We start from the raw sequence: 22,551 nt of genomic DNA, 5'->3' as shown, positions 1-22,551 counted from the left end.
AAGCTTTTCCTCATGCCTTACACGCGATTAATACACGCGGTACGCTGGTTGCTTGCGGCCTTGTTCTGCATGCTCTCCCTGGCCAGCTGTGCCGACCGCGCACAATACACGACCTTAGGGTCGGATGCAGTCGTGCTGGCCTTTGGAGACAGTGTGACGCACGGCGTGGGCGCCGACGCTGGTGAGGATTATCCCAGCCAGCTGGCCGCGTTATCGGGGTTGGATGTCATCAACGCCGGTGTTTCCGGTGACACTGCTCGCGCGGCCGGTGGTCGCCTGGCACCACTGCTGTCGAGGCATCGGCCCGATCTGGTCATCGTCGAACTGGGCGGTAATGACTTCCTCAGGAAGACCCCGGAGCCGCAGGTAAAGACATTCCTGCAGGGAATCATCCGTGAAGCGGCGGCATCGGGTGCAGCCGTGGCGCTGGTATCCGTACCGCGCCTGTCCCTGCTGCGGGCCAGCATAGGCGCGCTCTCCGATTCGCAGATTTACGCAGAGTTGGCCGAAGAGGAAGACGCAATACTGATCCCCGATATCTTCTCAGAAGTGCTGTCAGACAGCGCACTGCGCGCCGATGAAATCCACCCCAACGCACAGGGCTACAAGGTATTGGCACAGGGTATCCACTCAGAGCTGGCCGATCAGGGTTTGCTGGAACGCTAGGTATGCTATGCCGCGTGCCGATCCGTCGATGAGTCCGGTTGGGATTGCAACAGCGCCGCGCGAATGGCATCGGGTTCGCGCAGCCGTTTGACCTGCTCAAACAATTGCCCGGCCTGCGGAAAATAGCTGCGCATATACACCAGCCACTGCTTCAGCGGATTGCCGGCACAATGCGCATCGTAGTGCCGCAGCGTCGTTTCAAAAAAGCGCAGCAGCAGCGGTGTTATGCCGCTCCAGCCCAGTGCATCGATCGTGTCGCCCTGCGTGTTCGCTGCCGCAATCAGGCGCGGAAGGTCGGGGCGAGCGATAACGCCACGCCCCAACATCAAATCCTCACACCCGGTGACTGCGCGACAGCGCATCGCATCGTCCACACTCCATATTTCACCGTTGGCGATTACCGGCATCGACACCCGTTCACGTGCCTGCGCGATAGACTCCCAGTAAGCCGGCGGCCGATAGCCGTCGCGCTTGGTGCGCGCATGTATCGTCAGTTCACTGACAGCGGCGGCCTCAATTCCCTCGACAATATCCAGAAACAGCTCCTTGTCCTCAAACCCAAGCCGTGTTTTGACCGTCACCGGAACATGCCCAGGCACCGCCGCGCGCACCGCCGCAGCGATATCGTGCACCCGCCGCGGTTCGCGTAAAATGATCGCGCCGCCATCCGAGCGATTAACTGTCTTGGCAGGACAACCAAAATTCAGGTCAATGCCCGGCGCGCCCAGTTCTGCCGCCCGCGCGGCATTCTCCGCCATCACCGTGGGCTGCCCGCCGAGCAATTGCACGAAAACCGGTATACCCCAAGCCGTTTTCCCGTCTGTGGCAAGCTCCGGGCACAGTCGATGGAACACACGGGGCGGCAGCAATCGTTCGCTGACGCGCACAAATTCCGTGACACAGCGATCCACGCCGCCCAGAGAGGTGAGCAACTCCCGCATGGTGTGGTCAATTACGCCCTCCATAGGGGCGATCATCACGCGCATTGTATTCCCACTCGTAGTCAATATGGGCGCATTATACGGTTTAATACCCAGCCGATGCTGTGATAATTTGAATCTAAGTGTCGGTATGGCGTAAGTCAGTTTAGCGGGCTCACTGAGTCTAAATGTATAGGTTAAACGGATTTCATTGAGCAGCGGTTTGGTAGGTTCTGCATGTGTGAGGGGGTTGCCCGTTCCACAGGCAACCCCCTCACACATGCAGAACCGTCGATATCGCGCCACACCAAGGAGAAAACATTGAAAGAATTTGCAGTTACGATAAGTCCACGGTTGTACGAAACCGACGCCCTGGGCCACATCAACAACGCCACCATCGCCGCATGGTTCGAAGTCATCCGCATGCGCTTCCTGGAGTCACTGGCGGATACCAACGAGGCGCACCTGAAGAGCTGGATACTGGCCTCCGTGCAGATCGATTTTATCGCCGAGACCTTCTACGGCTCCGATGTGACAGGCAAAGTCGTGGATGCCAGCATCGGCAACACCTCATTAACGCTGCACTGCGAGATGTGGCAGGGCGAGAAACAGACCGTGCGCGGCAAGGCCGTGCTGGTACATATGGATGTGGAGACTCATTCCCCCAGCCGTATTCCAGACCTGTTGCGGGAAAAGCTGGCGGCGCGCTAGCGCTGCCCGCGCTTGAGCAGCCGGAAGAAGTCGTAGGAGGGATCGGCGAGGCCGGGCTTGCCAATATAGGAGCCTTCGATCATCGGGTGGTCCAGGCGCACAGTGGACGGATCATTGTAGTTGGCCCAATCCGCGACTACTGCGCGGTGGCTGAACTTCCATTCGCCATCGCGCCTTTCATACTTATCGAAATAGCGCCCGCCTATCAGCAGGTCGACCGGACCATCGTCCGTGCGTACCTGATGAAACGCGAGGACATATACCTCGCCTTCGGCATAATCCCCGTCCAGCGCAATATTCACCGTAGTGATATTGTGGTGAAGGATCAGCATGGGCTCCTGTATTGCCGGCAACTGGTCAATAAATGCCGTCGCCAGACCTTTGAAGAAGGCGCCGTGATCGTCAGTGGCATCCTCGTGGTAGAGCGCGCGCATCTTGTCGTAATCGTGGCGGTCAGCCGCATTGCAGTAACTGTGGATCAGTTCCGTGATGTCCTGCTTGTCGAGCAGGCGTTGCACACGTGCATCCATCAGGGTTTGCCAAGCGCTCGCTGATAGGCGGCGACCGTTGGAGCCAGGCCCATACGAATCGCATCCACCGTAAGATGGTGGCCAATGGAGACTTCCAGCAGGCCTGCAATGGTGGCAAAACGGGGCAGGTTTTGCAGGTCCAGGTCGTGCCCAGCGTTTATCCCGAGGCCCTCCTCAGCGGCGACCTCTGCCGCCAGTGCGAACTGGTGGAACACCTCGTCCACCCCGGAGGCCGACGCGAACGCACGGGCATAGGTTTCGGTATACAACTCAATGCGATCTGTGCCAGTTTGTGCGGCCAGGCGGATCTGCTCGGGATCGGGGTCCATAAACAGGCTGGTGCGAATACCCAGTGCCTTTAACTCCTGCACCAGCGGTGCAACCTTGTCACCGTCACGCTTGAGATCAAAGCCGTGATCCGAGGTGAGCTGTGCGTCACCATCGGGCACCAGCGTGCACTGCGTGGGGCGGATTTCCTTGACCAGCGCCATAAAGCCCGGGTAATCGCTGATGTTTGCGCGCTCACTCTTCCGTGGTCCGGTCATCGGGTTGCCTTCTATATTGAACTCAACGTCCAGCATGGCGGCGAGATCAAAACAATCCTGCACGCGGATATGGCGTTGGTCCGGGCGCGGGTGCACCGTGATGCCGTCGACGCCCGCATCTATGCACATCTGTGCATGCAGCGGTATGTCCGGATTGGTCGTATCGCGCGAATTACGAATCAACGCGATTTTGTTGAGATTGACGCTGAGCGCGATCATTGCGACTACTGCCGCACGATGTCTTCGATGAGGATCGGCTTCACAGGCACATTCTGCATGCCACCGGCAACGCCGGTGGGTGCTGTGGCAATGAAATCAACGATATCCATGCCCTGGATAACCTCACCAAATACGGTGTAGCCATCTTTACCCGGCGCCCAATCCAGTCGCAGATTGGAGCGCTGGTTGATGAAGAACTGCGAGGTGGCCGAATCCGGATCGCTGGTGCGAGCCATTGCCAGTGTGCCACGCGTATTGTGTTTACGATTTTTGGATTCATTGACGATGGGGTCGTCGGTATCCTTCTCCACCAGATCCGCGGTGAAACCGCCGCCCTGAATCATGAAGTTGGGAATCACTCGATGAAAGACGGTGCCCTTGTAAAAGCCGCTGTCCACGTAGTTGAGGAAGTTCTCGACGGTCACCGGCGCATCCTTGGCAAATAGCTGTACCGTGATATCACCCTCGCTCGTTTTAATCACTAGCTGCGGATTTTTGGATACAGTTTCATCGGCGCAGGCCAGCGCGGGAAACGCCAGAAACAGACAAAGTAATAGTGTACGCATCATGGTTTACTCCTTATGCCCAGCCGGAATTTTTACGTCGCTTGGGCACCAGCCTGGGCGCGACCAGTGCAATGACAACACCCAATAACACAGCCAGTGCGCCGTTCATGAAGTCTTCGCTTTCAACCTTGTCGTGCAGGCGCAGGTTTTCCGCCTGCAGCATTTCCACTTTGGAGCGCAAATTCTCGGTATTTTCCACCAGCCGGCGATTGTCGATATCCAATTGCTCAGCCTGGCCGGAAACCCGCTTCAGGCGGTAGAGTTCTTGTGCAACAGCATTGAACTGTTCATCGCGCAGCCGCATCTGTTCCTCAATATCTATTGGTGCGCCCTCGGCCGTGGCATCTGTGTCCGCCAAGTCGGCACTGGCGTCCTCGCCCTCGACGGCAGGCAGTGCCGCTGTGGCGATTGTTGCTGTTGAATCAGTCGGTACGAGAGGTTCCACCAGCAGTTTCTGGGTGGGAATCCAGCCGGCATCGCCATCGTCTGTGGTAATTTCAGCCCAGAGGCCATCGTCAGAGGTTCGCGCGACCATGACGCGTACACCGGCGGGAATACCCCGGTGTACGATCTGATTGTCATCCCCGGCGCCGCTGCGCAGGGCCACATTCTGGGTGCCGCTGACATAGCGGATGTCTTCGGCCAGTGCGGCAGCGGAAAACAACCAGCACACGATCAATAAGGGAAGTGAAAATCGCAAAGTTTGTTCCTCTAAAGGACGTTGTTACAAACCACTAATGTAACCCCGTCAGGGGTGAAGGTGAAGCCTAGGGCAGAACCAGTTTAAAGGGTTTTACAGTGATCTTGCTAAAAACACCCGCGTCGACATAGGGGTCGGAATCCGCCCATGCGGTGGCCGCTTCAAGGCTGTCGAATTCGGCGACAACAAGGCTGCCGGTAAAACCTGCTTCGCCCGGGTCTTCGGCATCAATAGCCGGGTGTGGTCCGGCTGCCAGCAGCTTGCCCGCATCCACCAGCTCCTGCAGGCGGGCGAGATGGGCGGGCCGTGCGCTCTTGCGCAACGGGGTGCTGTTTTCGACGTCTTCACAATAGATTGCGTAGTACATGCAGGGTGATCTCCGTTTTATGCGGGTGGGTGTTACAGCTGTTGCTCTTCTGCAGCACCTTCTTTCAGGTGTGGGCTGATAAGGACGGCGGTGAGAATCGTCAGTACCAGCGTAAAACCGATAGCGGAGTACATTTTGTAGCTGACCCAGGTCGCCTCACTGAAACCGTACGCGACGAACAGGTTTAGTCCTCCGACAATAGTGAAATTGGCTGTCCACAGCAGGTTGAGCTTGGTCCAGACCGGCCTTGGCAAATGAATCTGGCTGCCCAGTGTGCGCTGCATCAGGTTCTTCTCGCCAATGAATTGTGAGAGGCCGAAAGCCAGTGCCAGCGCCCAGTTAAAAATCGTCGGTTTCCACTGGATAAACATCTGGTTGTGAAAAAACAGTGTTGCACCGCCGAACACGAGGACCGCCGCCGCCAGCCACATCAGGCGCTTCTCGAACCGGCGTGTCAGTGCGTAGGTAAAGACCACCTGCAGTACCGTGGCGATCATCAGCACCGCAGTTGCAGAGTAGATGCCATCGAACTGGTAGTGCCAGCCGAACAGGGAAATACTTTGTCCATCGAACTGGTATACGATAAAAAACAGGGCGATGGGGATGAATTCAGCGATTTGCTTCATGGATTGTTTCGTGCTCCGGCTGTTACCATGTGGAGATGAATATTCAAGTTGAATCCGCGAGTGTTTTAGTCATTCGACCCGTAGCAACGCTACTCAGGCCCCAGCGTACAAATTATGCTGATTGATTTCCACACTCACACCACCGCTTCCGACGGCGCGCTTGATCCCTGCGAGTTGGTGGCGCGCGCGCTGGACAGTCATATCGAACTGCTGGCGATCACAGACCATGACACTATGGCAGGCCACAAGGCAGCAGCAGCTTATCATAGGGAAAGCCCCGGCGGTATGCAGCTCATCGCTGGAATCGAGTTTTCCTGCAGGTGGTCGGGCGTGACTATCCACATTCTCGGCCTGGATATCGATGCCGAGCACCCCGTGATGCGCCAAGCGCTGGTGACAATGGCGGCCGCGCGCGTCGAACGCGGCGAAAAAATAGCCAAACGGCTGGCGGCACGGGGTTTTCACGGTGCGCTGGAGGGGGCAATGCAAGAGGCAGGTGAGAGTCAGCTGGGAAGACCCCATTTTGCCGCGTGGATGGTTGAGCAGGGTTTCGTGGCGGATCTGAACGAGGCGTTTGACCAGTATCTGGGGCAGGGCAAGACCGGTGATGTGAAAGCTTTCTGGCCAGAACTGGCCGAGGTAGTGGACTGGATCGTGTCCGCCGGTGGTGCCGCCGTGATCGCTCACCCGCTGAAATACCGTTTTACCGGTATGAAATTGCGCCGCCTTATAGAGGCATTTGTGGCAGCGGGAGGCTGTGGTATCGAAGTGCTTAGCGGCAGGCAGACACGCGATCAGACGACACACCTGAGTCGATTGGCACGGGATTTCGATCTGGAGGTGTCAGTGGGCAGTGATTTCCACCGGGATGCGCCCTACAGCGCCGAACTCGGTGTAGAATCTAGCCCGTTTGAAGGATTGAGGGGCGTTTGGGAGCGATGGCAGCCCGCCGCCTGAATGAGCTAGCTGAAGGCAGGGACGCAAGCACAGCCGAATGGACACAGCAGCGAACTGAACTCAGAATATAACAACGCCATCCGGCACAACGCGGCAACCAGAGTGCGCAGGTCGCGCGATACCTAAACAAGAGACACGACTGTGAGCCAGTTTTTCCAGATCCACCCTGACAACCCGCAGGTTCGGCTGATCCGCCAGGCGGTTGATATCATCAAGGGCGGTGGGGTGGTGGTATACCCCACAGACTCCGCCTACGCGTTGGGTTGCCACATCGGCGACAAGAATGCGCTGGACAGAATTCGGCGCATCCGCAAGCTCGATGCCAAGCACAATTTCACGCTGGTGTGCAGTGATCTCTCCGAGATCGCGACCTATGCCAAGGTCAGCAACAGCGTCTATCGTCTGCTGCGCCATACCACGCCCGGGCCGTATACCTTTATTCTGCGGGCCACCTCCGAGGTGCCCAGGCGCCTGATGCACCCCAAACGTAAAACGGTAGGCTTGCGGGTGCCGGACAACGCTATTGCAGCGGCATTACTGGCCGACCTTGGGGAGCCACTAATGAGCGTGACGCTCATTCTACCCGGCGATGAATTCCCGCTGATGGACCCCTACGATATTCGCGAAACGCTGGAACACCATGTCGATCTGGTGATCGATGGCGGCTACTGCGGGCTGGAGCCCACGACAGTCGTGGATCTGGCGGACGAGACGCCGGTGGTGATCCGTGTCGGTAAGGGGGAGGTTGCTCCGTTTGAGAGCTGACAGGCTACTCAGCAGATGAAGCAGCATCAGCACATGCGGGACCAGGCCCGGAAATTGCTGGAAAGCGGAAAGCCGGGCGAGGCGTTAGCGCTGCTGGAGCAGAACAGCAAGGGCGCTCCCAGAGACGCAGATTCGACCTATCTGGCCGGTATCTGTTGTGCACGACTGGGGCGTCATGCTGCAGCCGAAAAGTACTATCGCCGTACCGTAAAGTTAAACAAGGACCTGTTTCCGGCCTATACCGACCTGGGGCTGGTGCTGTCCTCGCAAAAAAAATTCAGCGAGGCAATCCGCGCATTTAAAAAGTCATTGACGCTGAACGCGGCCTTTGCGCCGGCGCACGCACATATCACCAGGGCTTATCTGGAAACGCAGGAGACAGCCAAAGCCCTGCAACATGCTAAAAAAGCGGTCGGGCAGGATAGCGAAAACCCGATGTACATAAACCTGTTGGCCCTGTGCTACAGACACTGCAATCAGCAGGAAAAGGCGATAACGACCCTTACGGACCTCAGTCTCGCCCAGCCGCAGTTTTACGGGGCTGTTCATAGTCTCTATGAAACCTATCGCCTTACCGGGGATCTGGCCAACGCGGAGAAGGTGTTGCTCGAAGCCAAAGCCACCTTCAGCGATCGTCCCGAACTGTATGTGACGCTGGGCAAGTTCTATGAGCAAAGCAATCGCGCAGAACAGGCGAGGACGATTTATCGCGAAGGCGCTGTAAGCTGTGCTGATAACCCGGAGCTGCTTGTCGCCCATGGCCGGGTGAGTCGTACGCTAGGTGACTTCAACGAGGGACTGGCTCAGATCGAACGGGCTCTGGAAATCGATGCTGTGTATCAGCCGGCGCTGGTCGAGCGCGCCAATTGTCATATTCTGAAACGGGAGTACGAAGCGGCTTTTGTTCTACTCGATGGGTTTGTTTCATCACAGCAGGCACAAATTATTTCACCCGGACTTGCGCTGGCTTACGCTCACGCCTGCCGTCTCACCGGGCGCTACGATGAAAGTATCAACACGCTGCAAAAAACACTGAAAACGACGGGTATACCGGATGATATGAAATCAGTGGTGCTGTTCTCCATGGGAGACAGCTACGACAAGATGCAGCGCTATGATGCTGCGTTTACCCAATACAGGAAGGCCAATACCGCAGCGGCGTACACAAGCGATATCAATCGCTATCTTCAGGTGCTGGATGATATATGCAGTGGCATCGGGAGTGACGCGATGAACAGTGCAACTCACTCAGATTGCACTTCCTGCAAGCCGATATTCATCGTGGGTATGCCGCGTTCGGGAACGTCGCTCGCCGAGCAGATCATCGCCTCCCACCCGGATGCCTATGGCGCAGGCGAAATCACCGCGCTGTGGAGCATCGGGCGGGACATGTGCAACAGTAAACATCTGCAGAATTACTCAGAACATTTGCGCGCATTGAGCCGGGAGAGCGCTAACGAATTCGCCGATCGCTATCTGGCGTTTATAGAGCAACTGGCGGCTGACGCGTTGCGCATAACAGACAAGCTGCCACATAACTTTATGCAGATCGGCCTGATCAGGCAATTGTTTCCGCAGGCCCGTATCATTCACTGCCACCGACATCCGTTTGATACCTGTCTATCGATCTACTTTAAACGCTTCAATGACGATCATCTGTACGCGCGCAATCTGACAGATATAGCCAGATTTTACGCAAAATACAGTGAACTGATGGCTCGCTGGATGCAATCCGATAGCGCTATCTTCAGTCTCAGATATGAGGACCTTGTTGCCAATCAGGAGGAGGTAACCCGGGCTTTGATTCAGCACACAGGGCTGGAATGGAATGATAAGTGCCTTGCGTCCCACGAGTCTGAGCGGCTCATAACGACGCTGAGCTATTCCCAGGCCAACCAACCGATATACACAGATGCCAGGCATCGCTGGAAGCACTATCGCCGCCACCTTCAGCCGCTGATTGATATTCTGGGCGATCCCGACGTTTACAGCTAGTTGAAGCTACCATTTAGTCCGGTGCCTTTTTATTCCAGACTGTGACCGGTGCCCGTTTTTTCGTCCTACAGCTCGCGCGTGATCTACTATTATTAAGAGAGTCATAATAAACGGCATAGGGATCGGAAGAGCATGTTAGAAACATTGGACGTCCAGCCCACAGAATTTTACGACTGCAATATCAAGCTATCAGAGACTCGTCTCGACGCGCTGCAACTCAGGGCGTTTGCGGATGCCCAGATGCCAGCTACCGGCGTTGGCGAAGTACCGTGGAGTACGCCGCTGTCCTCCGACCAGCTGTGTGAACTGGCCGTCAGCGGCAGGGCCCAGTTTGTTACTGCACATATGATGCTGGCAGCGGACACAGTGCCGCCCCTGATAGGCACAGGTGTGCTTATTCGGAGCCCTGAGCATTATTCAAACCCCAGATTGATCATTGTTGTAGATAGCGAATCCCGTTCTCTCGGATTGGGCAGTCGCATCGCCACAGAGCTTCTCAAACGATTGCGTGTCGGTGAAACAGTGGAGGCTGAAGTACAACTGGAGCATGCGAATCGAGGTAAGACAGTAAGCTTCTTTGAACGACTCGGCTTCTGCTGCGTCGACACAAATTATCGCAGCGGTACCGTCCCCGAGTATGTCGACGGTTCACTGAAGGGCAGTGTTCAGCGGCAATTCGCGCTGTATGCCTATACATGTAGCGCTGAGGATTAACACAGCGAGCGCGCGGTCAGAGTGCGGCATCGCCCGTCATCTGCAATTCAACGCGGTTGCGCCCGGTTTCTTTGGCCCGATACATCGCGACGTCCGCTCGCTGTAGCAAATCCTCTATTCCTCGATCGTCCGGCAGCAGTTCACTGATGCCGAGGCTCACGGTGATCTGCCTGCCTTCCAGTTTTTCAGCCATCTGTGCTAGCCGAACGCGCTCGGCGATCTTGCGCGCTTCGGCGATAGGCGTTTCCACCAGCAGGATAGCGAACTCCTCCCCGCCGAGGCGGATCACAAGGTCTGACGTGCGCGATTCATTGCGGCAGTGCTCGGCCAGCTTGCGTAACACCTTGTCACCAAATGCATGGCCCCAGGTGTCGTTGACGGTCTTGAAATGATCGACGTCCAGCAGCACCAGCGACAGCGGGTGGCCATAACGTCGCGCCCGGTCATACTCCATCTCCCCCTGACTGCTCAGCTGGCGCCGGTTGGCCAGCCCGGTGAGGAAATCCGTATAGGCGTAAATGCGCTCTATCGAGAGGCGGTGCGCAATCGACCATGTGAAGCAGGCAAATGCGATCGCACACCCGATGGCGGGCAGGTGCAGTATCAGGTCACTATTGGGCAGTACACCGGTGACCCGCAGCGTGCCCAGCATGGAGCCCAGATGCGCTATGACCCAGCCCAGCGCGAATATCGACGCGTGTGGCCGGCGCCGATACCAGAGGTAAAAGGCGAATCCTATGGTGAAAACGGGTCCGATACCTGTCACCAGCAGGAGGATGACGCCAAAAACGGAGAAGGGTAAAACGCCATAGAGTACGACAGAGAAACCCAGCCACTGCAGCAGGGCCACCAAGCGGTCGACCCACACGTATTCGTCAGACAATTGTAGGTAGCGGCGATAGAACAAGGCGCCAAAACCGAATAACAGTCCGAGGCTGGCCATGTGCAGGACATTGATGTATGGCAGCAGTGCACCCGGTAGCCACAGGCTGGGGAAACCGTTCAGAAACGCCAGATACAGGCCATAGGATGTCAGGTAGGCGGCCAGCAGCAGCGCATTGGGTTCCCGCGCCAACTGGGCGGCAAACAGCAGGTATAGCACCGTAACGGCCACGCCTCCGAACAACACTCCGTAAAAAAGGCTGATAAGCTGTTCATGTTGCTGGTACTGCGCCGGAGGCCAAAGGGATAGTTCCATATTGAGATTGGATTCTGTTGCCACCCGCAAATAGACGACCTGAGACGACTGAGGCGGCAGATCGATCTCAAATGCGGCGATACGGCTGCGCCAACTGCCTTCGGGGAGGGTAGCGGAGTCGCCCGCCACCTCAATATCGCCTGGGTCTGGACCGGTATACAGCCGGACATCGTCGGTGGGCGCATAATCATGGCTCAGAATCACCCGGCGCGGTGTTGCTGCCGGGTTGTCGATCTGCAACCGCGCCCAATAGGCCGATGGGGTGATACCCAGATTGAGGCTGTCGTGCGGAAATGCAGCGAACTGACCAGTCTGCCATGCGCTGACAGCCTGCTCGTAGGAGAGTGCACCGCCAGCATCCTCAAGCAGCGCTAGCTGCTCCGGGCTGACCCGCACGCGATCATTGAGTACTGTGATGGCAGCAGGTGCGCTGGCGTGCGCGCAAGTACAGAACAACAGAGCGGCGAGTAACAGGCACAATCGGCCCGGTGGAATGGAGACGGTCATGGCAACGCATCACCCTGAAACAGTAATTATGAGCTGATTGTAACGCGTCCTACTTCCCAAGGCATTGTTTGTTGAACGCTATCCAAAGAGCGCACCTGGGCCGATGGTCGGCCGCGTGCGTAATCCTCTATATCCCGTGATGGTATTTTTCCAACTGACGTTTCAGCACAACATACCCTACGAATATTTAATCCTTTTACCCCTGATTCGCTGGGCACTTTGCTATACCTTTAGCAGCCGCAATCTTTTTGAGGAGAGCTGTGTGAACTTCAATATGACAATAAACGGCAAAGCGGTTGAAACAACGGATAGCTTTGCCGTCTTCAACCCGGCGACGGAGCAGATTGTTGCACAATGCCCACAGGCAAGCAGTGCACAGGTTGAAGAGGCTGTGGCAGCTGCCAAAGAGGCGTTCAAGAGTTGGAAGAACACTACGCGCGATGCACGTAATGCGATGATCCTGCAGCTGGCGGACGCGATAGAGGCGCACGCTGATGAACTCGCCGAGCTGTTAACGCTGGAACAGGGAAAACCGCTCAATAATGCACTGACCCACGAGGTGGGCCCCAGTGCACAGTGGTGCCGCGCGATTACCGCGTTTGATCTGCCGGTGAAGATCCTGGAGGACACTGAAACGCACCGTTCAGAATTGCACCACCGCCCGATGGGGGTGGTGGTGGGTATTACACCGTGGAACTACCCGCTCAACACCGCCGTGTGGAAAATACTGCCTGCGGTGGCGACGGGGAATACCGTGATCGTGAAGCCTTCTCCATACACGCCCCTCACCACGCTCAAGCTGGGGGAGCTAATACGCGATATTTTCCCGCCGGGTGTCATCAATATCATTACAGGTGATAACGCTATTGGGCAGCAACTCACTGAACATCGGGATATTGCCAAAATAACCCTGACGGGCTCGGTGGCCACTGGCAAAAAGGTGATGGCTGCAGGTGCCATGAGCAACCTGAAAAGCGTCACACTGGAACTGGGTGGCAATGATCCGGCGATTGTGATGCCGGATGTCGATCTGAAGTCGGTACTCCCGCGCCTGTTCTGGTACGCCTTTTTGAACACCGGGCAGGTCTGCATCTCAATAAAACGCCTGTATGTCCACGCCGATATTTACGACGTGGTGTGTGACGGCATGGTGGCTATCGCCAAACAGGTTGTCATTGGTGATGGCATGCAGGAGGGTGTGATGCTCGGCCCAGTGCAGAACAAAATGCAGTTCGACAAACTGGTAGCTTATATCAACAGCGTTGAACCTGAGGGTGGACGCTTTCTGTGCGGCGGCGATGTGCCCGAAGGAAAAGGCTACTTCCTGCCGGTATCGATAGCAGTTGATTTGCCTGATGATGCCACATTGGTAAGGGAGGAGCCCTTCGGCCCCATTCTGCCAATTCTGAAATTCACCGATACCGATGATGTGATACGCCGTGCCAACGATTCACCGCTTGGCCTCGGTGCCTCAGTCTGGAGTGCGGATGTCGATGAGGCATCGCGTATTGCGGCCCAAATAGAAGCCGGCTCGGTGTGGGTTAATCATCATCTGGCGAAAAAACCTGTCGCACCGTTTGGCGGTATCAAGCAGTCTGGTATCGGCGTTGAAAACAGCGAGTGGGGCTTGGCGGAGTTCACTAATTTACAGGTGATTGGCGTGCAGAAGTAACCATGCCAGCGTTTTGGGCTTTGCCGCGAATGTCTCCTACCTACTCACTTCGTGTAAGCGGCAGTCATCAGGCGAAGGTTTTGGCGCACTTTGCCGCATTCATTGCGTATTAGTAGGCTGCGCTGATCTGGTTTGGCTGCGCCCACGAGGGTGGTCGGTCGTACCACATAGCCAAGCTCAATTTTATACACTGCTCTATGACTCGGCTGATTCGCATCGTAACGGCGACACCGCCGAACAACAGGCCGTAAAAGAGACTGATAAGCTGCTCGTATTGCTGGTACTGCTGCGGTGGCCACAGGGACAGTTCCATATTCAGATTGGACTCTGTCGCGACCCGCAAATAGACCACCTGGGATGACTGGGGTGGCAGATCGATCTCAAATGCGGCGACACGAGTGCGCCAACTGACGCTGGGCAGCACGGTTGAATCACCCGCTACCCATATGTCGTCCGGGCCGGGGCCAGTATAAAACCGGACGTCGTCGGTGGGCGCATAGTCGTGGCTTAGAATCACACGGCGCGGCGTTGCAGCCGGGTTGTCGATTTCCAACCGTGCCCAGTAGGCCGAAGGGGTAATACCCAGGTTGAGGTTGTCAGCCTGCGCCGCGGCAAATTGACCACTCTGCCAGGCGCTAACAGCCTGCTGGTAGGAGAGCACACCAGCCGTATCCTCAAGCAGAGTAAGCTGCCGCGGATTGACCCTCACGCGTTCATCGAAAACCGTGATCGCTGCAGGTTCGATGGAATATACACAAGTACAATACAGCAGTATGGATAGCAGCAGCGGGTACAGTTGACCGGATTTTTTTTGCAGGTCATGTCAAGACAGCATCCCAAACCAGAAGTTTTGTGCCGGATTGTACCGCCTCGTGCAGCCCGGGGCACTGTTGGCGCAAGTTGGATCGCCGAGACAGTACTGAAGTACGTACGACCGGTGTCTCGAAAAGGCCATACAGGATGTACTGACTTTCGCTACGGCGGACCATAGCCTGCATAAGTTAAATCCAACAGAAGTCCCATTGATTCACGCTGTTGCCTCGCTTTATACTTGGTGTCACTCCCCACACCAAGCCTCTTTTGTCACCACAATAGACTGCCTCTATGAATCTACGTTTTGCATTTGGTATGTGTGCAGCCTATATACTGTTGGCTGCGTGTTCGCACCCATTGGAAATCATCGGTGAGGGCGACATTATCGACAATGAAGGGGAGCACAGTTGTACCTTTGAACAATTCAATACGGCTACAGCCGATGGTGAGCACCCCTGCCCAAACCTGATCATCAATGGATATGATGTCGATTATGTTCCTGTAGCAAAACCGGGGTGGCGTTTTGTAGGTTGGGAAAACTACTGTGAGGATGGCGAGTATGTTTGTAGCTTTGACGTCGGCGCAGGGGCAGTGCGCCAGGCCTGGGGAAATGTATTGCCCCCACTTATCGCTCATTTTGAACGAGTTTCGCAGCCAGGGGAATTTCTCAGAAAAGTGCTGGGCATAGGTGCCAGTGCGGCTACTTACTGGCCAAGTGACAACAGCTTTTTGCTGACGACAACTGGGGGTAGTGGATCATCGCAGAATACACTGCTTCGTATGGACAGCATCACGGGGCAGGTGGAGGCACTCGCCTTGCTGCCCTACCAGGGGCATGTACTTGAACTCAGTGCGGACGAAAAAACGCTGTACATTGCCTATTCCGACAACAACCAGGTCGATGTTTTTGATCTGGAAAGCGCGCAAGTCACAACATCGATTATCTTGGTAGGTTCCGTGGATGAAGCACTGATAGCAAGATCTATCAGTGCTTCACCCACGGAACCTGGCGTTATCGCTGTCTCACTCGGATGGGGTACTCAATTTGCCCTCGTATCTCTGTACAAAAACGGAGCCCAACTTGGCGCGAGCAAGTTCATTGCCTCTGGCGATGTCTGGAGGGGAGATGTTGAGTTTTCACCCGATGGAACCCTGCTCTACGGAGAGGGTATTGCCAGCGTCGCCGTGAATGAAGAGGGGTTGGGAGAGCCCACCGATGCGCTTGGCTATGGCGGCACGCCGACGTTTGTGGGGGACATGGTCTTTGCCTTCCTTACAGCGTTGCACCCAACAACGCTGTCGCCGATTGGCGAGTATCGTGCTCAGGATTACTCGGGAGACTTTGGTGTGCAGGTAGCCTACGCACCGGATCTGGATTTTGTGTTTTACTATTTCCCAAGCGATGACCGCTTGCTCGTCAATGATGCACGACGCTTTACACCTTTGGCAGACTACACGCTGAGCATCGATGGCAGTTTCGTTGGTATTGAAGCGTCCACAGACAGTGTGCTGGTGTATAGCGATAGTTCGGTGTACCTCATCGCCGAAGACGAGATAGAACCGATGTACACGCAGGGCTGCCCGATACAAAGCCTCGATGCAGAGAATGGTAAGCCCTACCTACGATTGGATTGCCCAATTTCGGAGGTTGTCTATGATCCATTCAGGAATAAGCTGTATGCCGGCGTTCTGGGTACTCTGGGGCAGAATGGGAACAGCATTGCGGTCATCAATATCCAGAACGGCCTGATCGAAAAATTTATCCCAGCAGTGTCAGAGCCCAGGCATCTCACGCTGAATGCCGATGGCACAAAGCTGTATATTAGTAGCGATGTTAGTTCCTTTGTTAGCAGGCTTGATATTCTTAGTGAGGAAGTCGATGGACAATACTGGCTGGGACATAAACGCGGAAGCACTTTTGGCTCGATAGTAGACTTGATGGCTCACCCATTGAACCCTTCTACATTTGTGATGGCTCATGGGAACTCGGGGTACCATGAGAGACTGCGTCTGGTGTCCAACCTCGCTGACCAGGATAGCTTTACTCTCGGCTCTAGCTATCCGTATGCTGAGTTTGCTGCGGACGGAAAACTTGTTGCCAGTTACAAGTCTTTTGCTGCGTTCACGCGTGTTATTCAGGAGTTTGATATTAGTTCAACAGGTTTTTCATCAGCGCTGATAGGTGAGCCAGACTTACTTGTGGACTACCTTCGCTTCACAACGGATAGCGATTCGCTTATTTTTCTCGATGGAACTGTTTTGGATCGTGCGACATTGGCGCACCAAACGCCGTTGCCCTTTTCTGTAGAGGTTGCGCGGACAGCAGGAATTGCCGTTGATCGTGATAGCGATACGCTGTTTCATGTGGGCGACCGATACAACCAGAGCAGTTACCTCCAACTCGACCGCTACGACCTGGAAACCGGTAGCCGGATTGCAGAGCTCGGGCTCGAGCACTATGGCATCCACTGGTTCAAATTGTACTCATTCCTGCCTGTCGAGGGTGAGAACATTCTATTGCACATAGGAGGCTCTGACGGGGCAGAGACCCACCTTTATTTTCTCAAGGACTCAGATTTTGATCCAGTCGCGCCATGATGATTGAACGCGCACAGAGCGACTGGCCGAATTATTGGTATTCGCTGGGCTGAATGCTATCGTTGGGTTTTCGCAATAAATCGAATACCGCTATGCTTCGCGTTTTGTCTTCCATCTTGTTGTTGATCCTGTTAACAGCCTGCAGCGATACCAACAATATCGGCAATACCACGACAGAGGAGTCGGCCATTCTGCCGTTTCTCTCCTACGAGTCAGCACCCCAGCCCAGAGGAGGCCAGTGTAACGATATAGTGGATGTGGCGGCGCCCACTATTGTCAATGGCTTTGGGTTCAACCACTCAAATACGCGCAATACCGCTTCGATTATCGACTCCTCTAACGTCGATACACTGAGACTCAACTACTATTATGCCCCGGCCGCGGCGAACGAAAAGCGCGGTGCGCCGGCTGTTACCGCGCAAGTCATCTACCTGACGTCGGGCAGGGAACTGGTCGCACTCAACAGGTTGTCTGGGTGTCAGTACTGGTCTTTCACCACCCCGGAGAACGGTAGCAACTTCCGGTCCGGCTCGATCTTGCTGGTGGAGGGCAGTGAGACCTTGCCAGCGGTAGTGTACGCAGCGGATTTCAATGGCCAGGTGTATGCGATTGATGCAGTCACCGGCGCCCCTTTGTGGCAGACTTTCGTCGGCACTATCTCTTATTTGCATTTTGTCACCGGCGGTATGCAGTATCACGCGGGCAGGCTGTTTGTGCCTGTATCCAGTAAGGAAGTGCTGGCGACAGTCGCCATTCCCGGTGCCTGCTGTCGCAGCCACGGCATGCTGGTGGCGCTGGACGCGGGCACGGGAGAATTACTGTGGCAATACCACACGACCGAAGAGGCAGAAGAAACGGTATTGCCGGGTGAGCGAATAGGCCCCAATGGCGCACCCGTGTGGGCCACGCCGACACTCGATATTGCGCGCAACGCGATCTATATCGGCACTGGCCAGAACTACACCGAGCCCGCCACGATGACATCGGACGCGATCATTTCACTGGATATGGACAGCGGAGACGTCAACTGGATTTTCCAGGCGCGGGAGAACGACACCTGGAACGGGAACTGCAGCACCGCTGGCTCCCTGCGCTGTTCGGTGCCACCCGGGCATGATTTTGATTTTGGCGCGGCGCCAATATTGCTGGAGGATGGCGAGACACTGATTGCCGGTGACAAAGGCGGTGTGGTGTATTCTATCCAGGCGGCAACAGGCGCACTCAACTGGTCAAACAAGGTCAGCGAGGGCTCTACGTTGGGGGGCATTCACTGGGGTATGGCGGTCGATCAGCAGCGCGTATACGTTGCGGCCACGGATTTCAGTATCGATAAGGCCAGTGGCGGCCTGGCTGATCTCATCCCCGGCGCCAGGCCCGGTATCTACGCGCTCGATCTCACCACGGGCGCCATAGACTGGGAGATTCACCCAACGCACCTGTACGAGGGTCTGGCGTCACAGTCGCTGTATTCGGCATCACTGTCGGTCAGCAACGACCTGTTGTTCGCCGGCTCGCTCGATGGTGTGGTCAGGGCATTTGATACACGTGATGGCACGCAGAGGTGGTCCATGGATACCGCAGTCACCTTTACCGACATCAACGGTGTGCCGGGCAATGGCGGTACTATCGATTCCGTGGGCGTGGTGGTGGCCGGGGATGGTGTGTTGATTAACTCCGGTTACAACACTTTCCAGGGTGTAAATGGGCGCTATCAGGCCGGGCCTGGCAACGCACTGTTTGTGCTGGAATTGCCGAGGTGATGCCGGTTTGTGGTTTCACATAACGCTGGTCGCGGGCGTGCGACTATTTCGGTATCGCGATACTGCGCTTTGATACAGAAAAAAGACGGACAACAATACACGGGAAGCCAGCCATCATGATAACTATCCATCATTCGCCTATGTCACGTTCTACGCGAGTCGTCTGGCTGTGCGAGGAAATGGGCCTGAAATACCGGCTGGAAACCGTGGAGATGTTCAGTGAGGCGATGCAGCGTCCAGGCTACCTAAAGATCAACCCCCTGGGTAAAGTGCCTGCGATAGAAGACGATGGTTTTGCCCTCTGGGAGACGAGCGCAATATTGCAGTATCTCGATGCGAAATACGGCGAGGGTCAGTTCATGCCGCCGCGCAACACGAAGGCGGGCGCGCTCGCGATTCAATGGCTGGACTTTGGCGAGAATCCGCTCACCGTTATCATGGGGGAAATCGCCGCCCACAGCGGCCCACTGCCGCCGGAGAGGTGCATACCGGCACTCGTTGATCGCGGTCGGGAGGTTGCTCCGCAGATTGTAGATGTGGTCGAGCAAGCGCTGGGCAGCGAGGGTTGGATACTGGGCGACACATTCAGCGCAGCGGATATCATGCTCGTGTTCGGTCTGATGATTGCCGACTATCTTGGATACGTTAACGATGATACGCCGCGAGTACGGGCGTATCTTGATCGAGCAACCGCGCGCCCTGCTTTTGGCCGCGCGGCGGCCATCTGACTGAAACCTGCGCTGACGCAGACCAATTTATCCACTGGGAGGCTTTTTATGAAGCGCAAATCTGTAATGCTGTGGCTAGTGCTGGCCGTTTATTCTCTGGTCCAGCCAGCATGGGCTGACGTGCCCGCCGACGCTGTCTGGATCGATGTGCGCTCTCCCGCAGAAACGGCCAGCGGCCATTTGCAAAAGGCGGAGCTAATCCCATTCGATGGTATTGAGACCGGTGTCGTGGGATTGCAACTCGACAAGGATACGCCGATTTACCTGTACTGCGCGTCCGGTGGCCGGGCTGCGAATGCCAAAGTGCGATTGGAAGCGATAGGCTTCACTGATGTCACTAATATCGGTGGATTCGACGATGCACAAGCGTTGGTCAGCGCTTCGCCGGAAGAATAAAGTATTCATTCGCGAGGCAATTTTTGCTGGACAGCCGCTGCAGGAGACGACTGGCGGCCGGGCAAGCACTGGGCGGACCTCATCCCACAGTAACTGTCGGCTGATGGCCTTATCGCACTCATATTCATCACGACGACCATGATGTTGCTAAAGTACTGGGACTCATCACCAGGCTTGGACACCGAACAAATCGGGTCGCCATAGGTAACATAGTCGGATGACAGGGAATTGATACGCTCGTATACGGAAAATGGCGGACCTTCGTACAACTTTCGTCCCGCATTGTAGGGTGTGATTTGAAGCGTCACTTTCTCACCGATTTTCCCGCCGCGTATGCTGTTCTCGCCGATGTCAAAGCCAGCGGGCAGCCTGGGCTGAGCATAGGCTGGTGAACCGAGTAATAGAATGGAGAGACAGAAAGATAAAGGCACCCGCAGCATAAGATTCCCCACACTTACTATTTGGATTCATAGTGATAGCTTTTGGGCGCGGCTATAAGTCATTGCAGCTATGCGCTTTGTGCAAATATAGATCAGCACATCAAGTCAGGTATGCCCGCGCAACGGTGACTCCTATTTATCTTTTGGCATCACAATGTGCACGCTCATTATTGGTAGTTTCATACCGTTTTTCGAACGCTGGTGGGAAAACTCTATGCATACATTCCGAGCACTAGAAAATTGCTCGGCTGCATAAGTCGTCAAGCTTGGGAAGATTGGTGCGCCTGGATCCAGATCCCCGAAACTGTTTGCTCGAGACTTACAGGAATGGGAGTCGATTCTGCAAGATACCTCCCTCTTCCTTTATCCCAAGCCTTAGAGAAGCGAGTATGACGTATTACTCTGTCCAGGGAGCCCACCGCGCTATGGGGTCTAATCGAAACGCCGGACTGAACCTATGTTTCTATACTCAGCTTTTTTGGCGCTGAGCCCTCTGTGAGCGACATGTTACAGAATCAGTAAGGTTTCGTGAGACTTGTGTGATAACTGGAACTCTCTACGGTTCACTATAGGGGCACGTCCATCACGCAGAGATCTATTATGAAAAAGCTCCTAGCCTCACTCGCCGTATTCGCAAGCGCCAGCACCCATGCTGCTCAAATCGATATTCAAATCACCAATCTGACGCGCGGTAGTTACTTTACGCCCCTGCTGGTCGCGGCTCATACATCGGGAGAAAGGTTGTTTGCGGACGCCACTCAGGCGAGCGCCAACCTGCAGGCGATGGCAGAAGGTGGCGATATTTCTGGGCTGGTGGAGGATATGACCGCCATCAATGCCACGATAGTCGCAGATCCCGCAGCGGGCTTACTCGCACCGGGCGCCTCCACAACAGCCTCGCTGAATACTGATGCCGCACCGGATAATACCCGTTTGTCCATTGTCGCGATGCTATTGCCCAGTAACGACGGATTTATGGGACTCAATAGTGTTGCAATTCCCGAAGCGGTGGGCACCTATGTGTTCAACGTAAATGCCTACGATGCTGGTACCGAGGGCAATGACGAGATAGTTGGTAGCGGCGCGCCAGGCGAAGCGGGTTACCCGGCACCGCCTCCCGTTGCGGCTGCCAGTGGCACCGGCGGCTCAGGAGTGGATGCGGACGCAGAAGGTTTTGTGCACATTCACCGCGTGGTGTTGGGTGATACTGATCCGGAGGCGGGCCCCAGCGATATCGATAGCACAGTACATCGCTGGTTAAATCCGGTTGTGCGCGTTGTCGTTACCATTAGCGAGTAGGGGTATATCAGATGACACAGATAATCGGAACAAAGTGGCTGGCCTTAGTTGCTCTTGCGACAGCTGCAATGATCACTGCGTGTAGTGGCAATAACAACAACGATGGAAGCTCCGAGGGCTCAGTAGTCGTGCCACCCGTAGTGGAGCCAACGCCGGATCCCATCCCCACTCGCAAATTTGAGGTCTCGGTGAGCAACTTGACCGTGGGCCAGCCGCTGTCGCCCCTTGCGATATTCATTCTCGATGGCTCTCAACCAGATGCATTCGCGGTCGGCTCTTCGGCTAGCAATGCACTGGAACTGATGGCCGAAAGTGGTGACAACTCCGGGCTGCTAAGTACCATTGACTCACTGGACGAAGTCAGTGGTGATGCACCGCTGGGGCCTGGCAGCAGCGCGAGCTTCAATCTGGACGTTGAGGTTGATGACGATACGTCACTGCGTCTGACTGTTTTGACCATGCTGGTGAATACCAATGATGCGTTCACGGGCGTTAACGGCGCCGATATCGGCGATTTGGCCGTAGGTGAAGGTATGCTATTCAGGACCCCTGGTTATGATTCTGGAACCGAGGCGAACAGTGAAGCACAAGGGACGATTCCCGGGCCTGCGGATGGTGGCGAGGGCTTTAATGCAGCCCGCGACGATGTCGCTGATCAGGTTACCATGCACGGCGGGGTCGTCACTGCTGCAGACGGCCTGGCCGGTTCAGTTCTGGGCCAGCAACACCGTTGGGACAACCCTGTTACCACAGTCACTATCACTCGCGTGGAATAGCTTGAGGTGACGCCATCAGAAGACGGACGGAACTTTAGCCGATAACATTGCTCTTAACGTTTAACCCGCTACTTTGCGGGTTT

At 55.6% G+C, this 22,551-nt stretch carries 23 protein-coding genes; 13 read left to right on the top strand and 10 right to left on the bottom strand.

Annotation, left to right across the window (positions count from 1 at the left end; genetic code table 11):
- Positions 1 to 12 precede the first annotated feature (12 nt).
- Entirely contained in the window at positions 13 to 666 is a 654-nt protein-coding gene (locus AC0L6S_RS08450; RefSeq protein WP_473427981.1) for a GDSL-type esterase/lipase family protein, read from the top strand.
- Positions 667 to 671: 5 nt separating this feature from the next.
- On the opposite strand, the gene AC0L6S_RS08445 is transcribed toward AC0L6S_RS08450, so the two are convergent.
- Positions 672 to 1,652 (bottom strand): tRNA dihydrouridine synthase, encoded by a 981-nt coding sequence (locus AC0L6S_RS08445; protein WP_473427980.1) that lies wholly within the window; start codon positions 1,650 to 1,652, stop codon positions 672 to 674.
- Positions 1,653 to 1,907: 255 nt separating this feature from the next.
- Between AC0L6S_RS08445 and AC0L6S_RS08440 the strand changes: the two genes are divergently transcribed.
- A complete protein-coding gene (locus AC0L6S_RS08440; protein ID WP_473427979.1) occupies positions 1,908 to 2,297 on the top strand; it encodes an acyl-CoA thioesterase in 390 nt (129 codons plus the stop codon).
- Here AC0L6S_RS08440 and AC0L6S_RS08435 read toward each other — a convergent pair.
- The 6 genes from AC0L6S_RS08435 to AC0L6S_RS08410 all read right to left on the bottom strand — a co-directional run bounded on the left by AC0L6S_RS08435 (position 2,294) and on the right by AC0L6S_RS08410 (position 5,850).
- Entirely contained in the window at positions 2,294 to 2,827 is a 534-nt protein-coding gene (locus AC0L6S_RS08435) for a nuclear transport factor 2 family protein (RefSeq protein WP_473427978.1), read from the bottom strand. The two genes, AC0L6S_RS08440 and AC0L6S_RS08435, sit on opposite strands and share 4 nt — an antisense overlap.
- Complete coding sequence (locus tag AC0L6S_RS08430; protein WP_473427977.1) at positions 2,827 to 3,591, bottom strand: pyridoxine 5'-phosphate synthase; 765 nt, start codon at positions 3,589 to 3,591, stop codon at positions 2,827 to 2,829. The genes AC0L6S_RS08435 and AC0L6S_RS08430 overlap by 1 nt, the downstream gene beginning before the upstream one ends.
- A gap of 5 nt (positions 3,592 to 3,596) precedes the next feature.
- Positions 3,597 to 4,160, bottom strand: a complete 564-nt coding sequence (locus AC0L6S_RS08425) for a peptidylprolyl isomerase (RefSeq protein ID WP_473427976.1) — start codon at positions 4,158 to 4,160, stop codon at positions 3,597 to 3,599.
- 10 nt (positions 4,161 to 4,170) lie between these two features.
- Positions 4,171 to 4,857 (bottom strand): TIGR04211 family SH3 domain-containing protein, encoded by a 687-nt coding sequence (locus AC0L6S_RS08420; protein ID WP_473427975.1) that lies wholly within the window; start codon positions 4,855 to 4,857, stop codon positions 4,171 to 4,173.
- 67 nt (positions 4,858 to 4,924) lie between these two features.
- Complete coding sequence (locus AC0L6S_RS08415; protein ID WP_473427974.1) at positions 4,925 to 5,224, bottom strand: YciI family protein; 300 nt, start codon at positions 5,222 to 5,224, stop codon at positions 4,925 to 4,927.
- Between the two features lie 32 nt (positions 5,225 to 5,256).
- Positions 5,257 to 5,850: a septation protein A gene (locus tag AC0L6S_RS08410; protein ID WP_473427973.1), complete on the bottom strand. Its 594-nt coding sequence runs from the start codon at positions 5,848 to 5,850 to the stop codon at positions 5,257 to 5,259.
- A gap of 114 nt (positions 5,851 to 5,964) precedes the next feature.
- Between AC0L6S_RS08410 and AC0L6S_RS08405 the strand changes: the two genes are divergently transcribed.
- The 4 genes from AC0L6S_RS08405 (at position 5,965) to AC0L6S_RS08390 (ending at position 10,281) form a co-directional block, all read left to right on the top strand.
- Positions 5,965 to 6,807: a PHP domain-containing protein gene (locus AC0L6S_RS08405; RefSeq protein ID WP_473427972.1), complete on the top strand. Its 843-nt coding sequence runs from the start codon at positions 5,965 to 5,967 to the stop codon at positions 6,805 to 6,807.
- A gap of 141 nt (positions 6,808 to 6,948) precedes the next feature.
- Complete coding sequence (locus AC0L6S_RS08400) at positions 6,949 to 7,572, top strand: L-threonylcarbamoyladenylate synthase (protein WP_473427971.1); 624 nt, start codon at positions 6,949 to 6,951, stop codon at positions 7,570 to 7,572.
- Positions 7,573 to 7,587: 15 nt separating this feature from the next.
- Positions 7,588 to 9,567, top strand: coding sequence for a tetratricopeptide repeat-containing sulfotransferase family protein (locus tag AC0L6S_RS08395; RefSeq protein ID WP_473427970.1), 1,980 nt, complete (start codon positions 7,588 to 7,590; stop codon positions 9,565 to 9,567).
- Between the two features lie 132 nt (positions 9,568 to 9,699).
- Entirely contained in the window at positions 9,700 to 10,281 is a 582-nt protein-coding gene (locus tag AC0L6S_RS08390; protein WP_473427969.1) for a GNAT family N-acetyltransferase, read from the top strand.
- Positions 10,282 to 10,297: 16 nt separating this feature from the next.
- Here AC0L6S_RS08390 and AC0L6S_RS08385 read toward each other — a convergent pair whose 3' ends face one another.
- Positions 10,298 to 11,986 (bottom strand): diguanylate cyclase, encoded by a 1,689-nt coding sequence (locus AC0L6S_RS08385; RefSeq protein ID WP_473427968.1) that lies wholly within the window; start codon positions 11,984 to 11,986, stop codon positions 10,298 to 10,300.
- Between the two features lie 262 nt (positions 11,987 to 12,248).
- On the opposite strand from AC0L6S_RS08385, the gene AC0L6S_RS08380 reads away from it, so the two are divergent.
- Positions 12,249 to 13,658 carry an aldehyde dehydrogenase family protein gene (locus AC0L6S_RS08380; RefSeq protein ID WP_473427967.1) on the top strand — a complete coding sequence of 470 codons (1,410 nt, stop codon included), beginning with the start codon at positions 12,249 to 12,251 and terminating at the stop codon, positions 13,656 to 13,658.
- A 109-nt stretch (positions 13,659 to 13,767) separates the two neighbouring features.
- Here AC0L6S_RS08380 and AC0L6S_RS08375 read toward each other — a convergent pair whose 3' ends face one another.
- The gene (locus AC0L6S_RS08375) at positions 13,768 to 14,367 is read right to left on the bottom strand and encodes a 7TMR-DISMED2 domain-containing protein (RefSeq protein ID WP_473427966.1); all 600 of its coding nucleotides are present in this window, start codon (positions 14,365 to 14,367) and stop codon (positions 13,768 to 13,770) included.
- Positions 14,368 to 14,762: 395 nt separating this feature from the next.
- On the opposite strand from AC0L6S_RS08375, the gene AC0L6S_RS08370 reads away from it, so the two are divergent.
- The 4 genes from AC0L6S_RS08370 (at position 14,763) to AC0L6S_RS08355 (ending at position 19,953) form a co-directional block, all read left to right on the top strand.
- Positions 14,763 to 17,069, top strand: a complete 2,307-nt coding sequence (locus tag AC0L6S_RS08370; protein ID WP_473427965.1) for a YncE family protein — start codon at positions 14,763 to 14,765, stop codon at positions 17,067 to 17,069.
- 92 nt (positions 17,070 to 17,161) lie between these two features.
- Positions 17,162 to 18,829, top strand: coding sequence for an outer membrane protein assembly factor BamB family protein (locus AC0L6S_RS08365; protein WP_473427964.1), 1,668 nt, complete (start codon positions 17,162 to 17,164; stop codon positions 18,827 to 18,829).
- Between the two features lie 140 nt (positions 18,830 to 18,969).
- Complete coding sequence (locus AC0L6S_RS08360; RefSeq protein ID WP_473427963.1) at positions 18,970 to 19,557, top strand: glutathione S-transferase family protein; 588 nt, start codon at positions 18,970 to 18,972, stop codon at positions 19,555 to 19,557.
- A 48-nt stretch (positions 19,558 to 19,605) separates the two neighbouring features.
- Positions 19,606 to 19,953, top strand: a complete 348-nt coding sequence (locus AC0L6S_RS08355; protein ID WP_473427962.1) for a rhodanese-like domain-containing protein — start codon at positions 19,606 to 19,608, stop codon at positions 19,951 to 19,953.
- A 5-nt stretch (positions 19,954 to 19,958) separates the two neighbouring features.
- Here the strand turns inward: AC0L6S_RS08355 and AC0L6S_RS08350 are convergent, their stop codons facing one another.
- Positions 19,959 to 20,384, bottom strand: coding sequence for a hypothetical protein (locus tag AC0L6S_RS08350; protein WP_473427961.1), 426 nt, complete (start codon positions 20,382 to 20,384; stop codon positions 19,959 to 19,961).
- Positions 20,385 to 20,993: 609 nt separating this feature from the next.
- Here AC0L6S_RS08350 and AC0L6S_RS08345 point away from each other — a divergent pair.
- Positions 20,994 to 21,692, top strand: a complete 699-nt coding sequence (locus AC0L6S_RS08345) for a spondin domain-containing protein (RefSeq protein WP_473427960.1) — start codon at positions 20,994 to 20,996, stop codon at positions 21,690 to 21,692.
- Between the two features lie 11 nt (positions 21,693 to 21,703).
- Positions 21,704 to 22,468, top strand: a complete 765-nt coding sequence (locus tag AC0L6S_RS08340; protein WP_473427959.1) for a spondin domain-containing protein — start codon at positions 21,704 to 21,706, stop codon at positions 22,466 to 22,468.
- The last annotated feature ends 83 nt before the right edge of the window (positions 22,469 to 22,551 follow it).

It is taken from the genome of Halioglobus sp. D3-4, from assembly GCF_055809315.1.
Note: the sequence above shows the minus strand (reverse complement) of the source record. Positions and strands in the feature narration are given on the sequence as shown.

Coding starts and splice junctions, on each gene's coding strand:
- AC0L6S_RS08450 (WP_473427981.1), top strand. CDS start 13: ATGCCTTACACGCGATTAATACACGCGGTACGCTGGTTGCTTGCGGCC.
- AC0L6S_RS08445 (WP_473427980.1), bottom strand. CDS start 1,652: ATGCGCGTGATGATCGCCCCTATGGAGGGCGTAATTGACCACACCATG.
- AC0L6S_RS08435 (WP_473427978.1), bottom strand. CDS start 2,827: ATGGATGCACGTGTGCAACGCCTGCTCGACAAGCAGGACATCACGGAA.
- AC0L6S_RS08430 (WP_473427977.1), bottom strand. CDS start 3,591: ATGATCGCGCTCAGCGTCAATCTCAACAAAATCGCGTTGATTCGTAAT.
- AC0L6S_RS08425 (WP_473427976.1), bottom strand. CDS start 4,160: ATGATGCGTACACTATTACTTTGTCTGTTTCTGGCGTTTCCCGCGCTG.
- AC0L6S_RS08415 (WP_473427974.1), bottom strand. CDS start 5,224: ATGTACTACGCAATCTATTGTGAAGACGTCGAAAACAGCACCCCGTTG.
- AC0L6S_RS08410 (WP_473427973.1), bottom strand. CDS start 5,850: ATGAAGCAAATCGCTGAATTCATCCCCATCGCCCTGTTTTTTATCGTA.
- AC0L6S_RS08405 (WP_473427972.1), top strand. CDS start 5,965: ATGCTGATTGATTTCCACACTCACACCACCGCTTCCGACGGCGCGCTT.
- AC0L6S_RS08395 (WP_473427970.1), top strand. CDS start 7,588: ATGAAGCAGCATCAGCACATGCGGGACCAGGCCCGGAAATTGCTGGAA.
- AC0L6S_RS08390 (WP_473427969.1), top strand. CDS start 9,700: ATGTTAGAAACATTGGACGTCCAGCCCACAGAATTTTACGACTGCAAT.
- AC0L6S_RS08385 (WP_473427968.1), bottom strand. CDS start 11,986: ATGACCGTCTCCATTCCACCGGGCCGATTGTGCCTGTTACTCGCCGCT.
- AC0L6S_RS08370 (WP_473427965.1), top strand. CDS start 14,763: ATGAATCTACGTTTTGCATTTGGTATGTGTGCAGCCTATATACTGTTG.
- AC0L6S_RS08365 (WP_473427964.1), top strand. CDS start 17,162: ATGCTTCGCGTTTTGTCTTCCATCTTGTTGTTGATCCTGTTAACAGCC.
- AC0L6S_RS08360 (WP_473427963.1), top strand. CDS start 18,970: ATGTCACGTTCTACGCGAGTCGTCTGGCTGTGCGAGGAAATGGGCCTG.
- AC0L6S_RS08355 (WP_473427962.1), top strand. CDS start 19,606: ATGAAGCGCAAATCTGTAATGCTGTGGCTAGTGCTGGCCGTTTATTCT.
- AC0L6S_RS08345 (WP_473427960.1), top strand. CDS start 20,994: ATGAAAAAGCTCCTAGCCTCACTCGCCGTATTCGCAAGCGCCAGCACC.
- AC0L6S_RS08340 (WP_473427959.1), top strand. CDS start 21,704: ATGACACAGATAATCGGAACAAAGTGGCTGGCCTTAGTTGCTCTTGCG.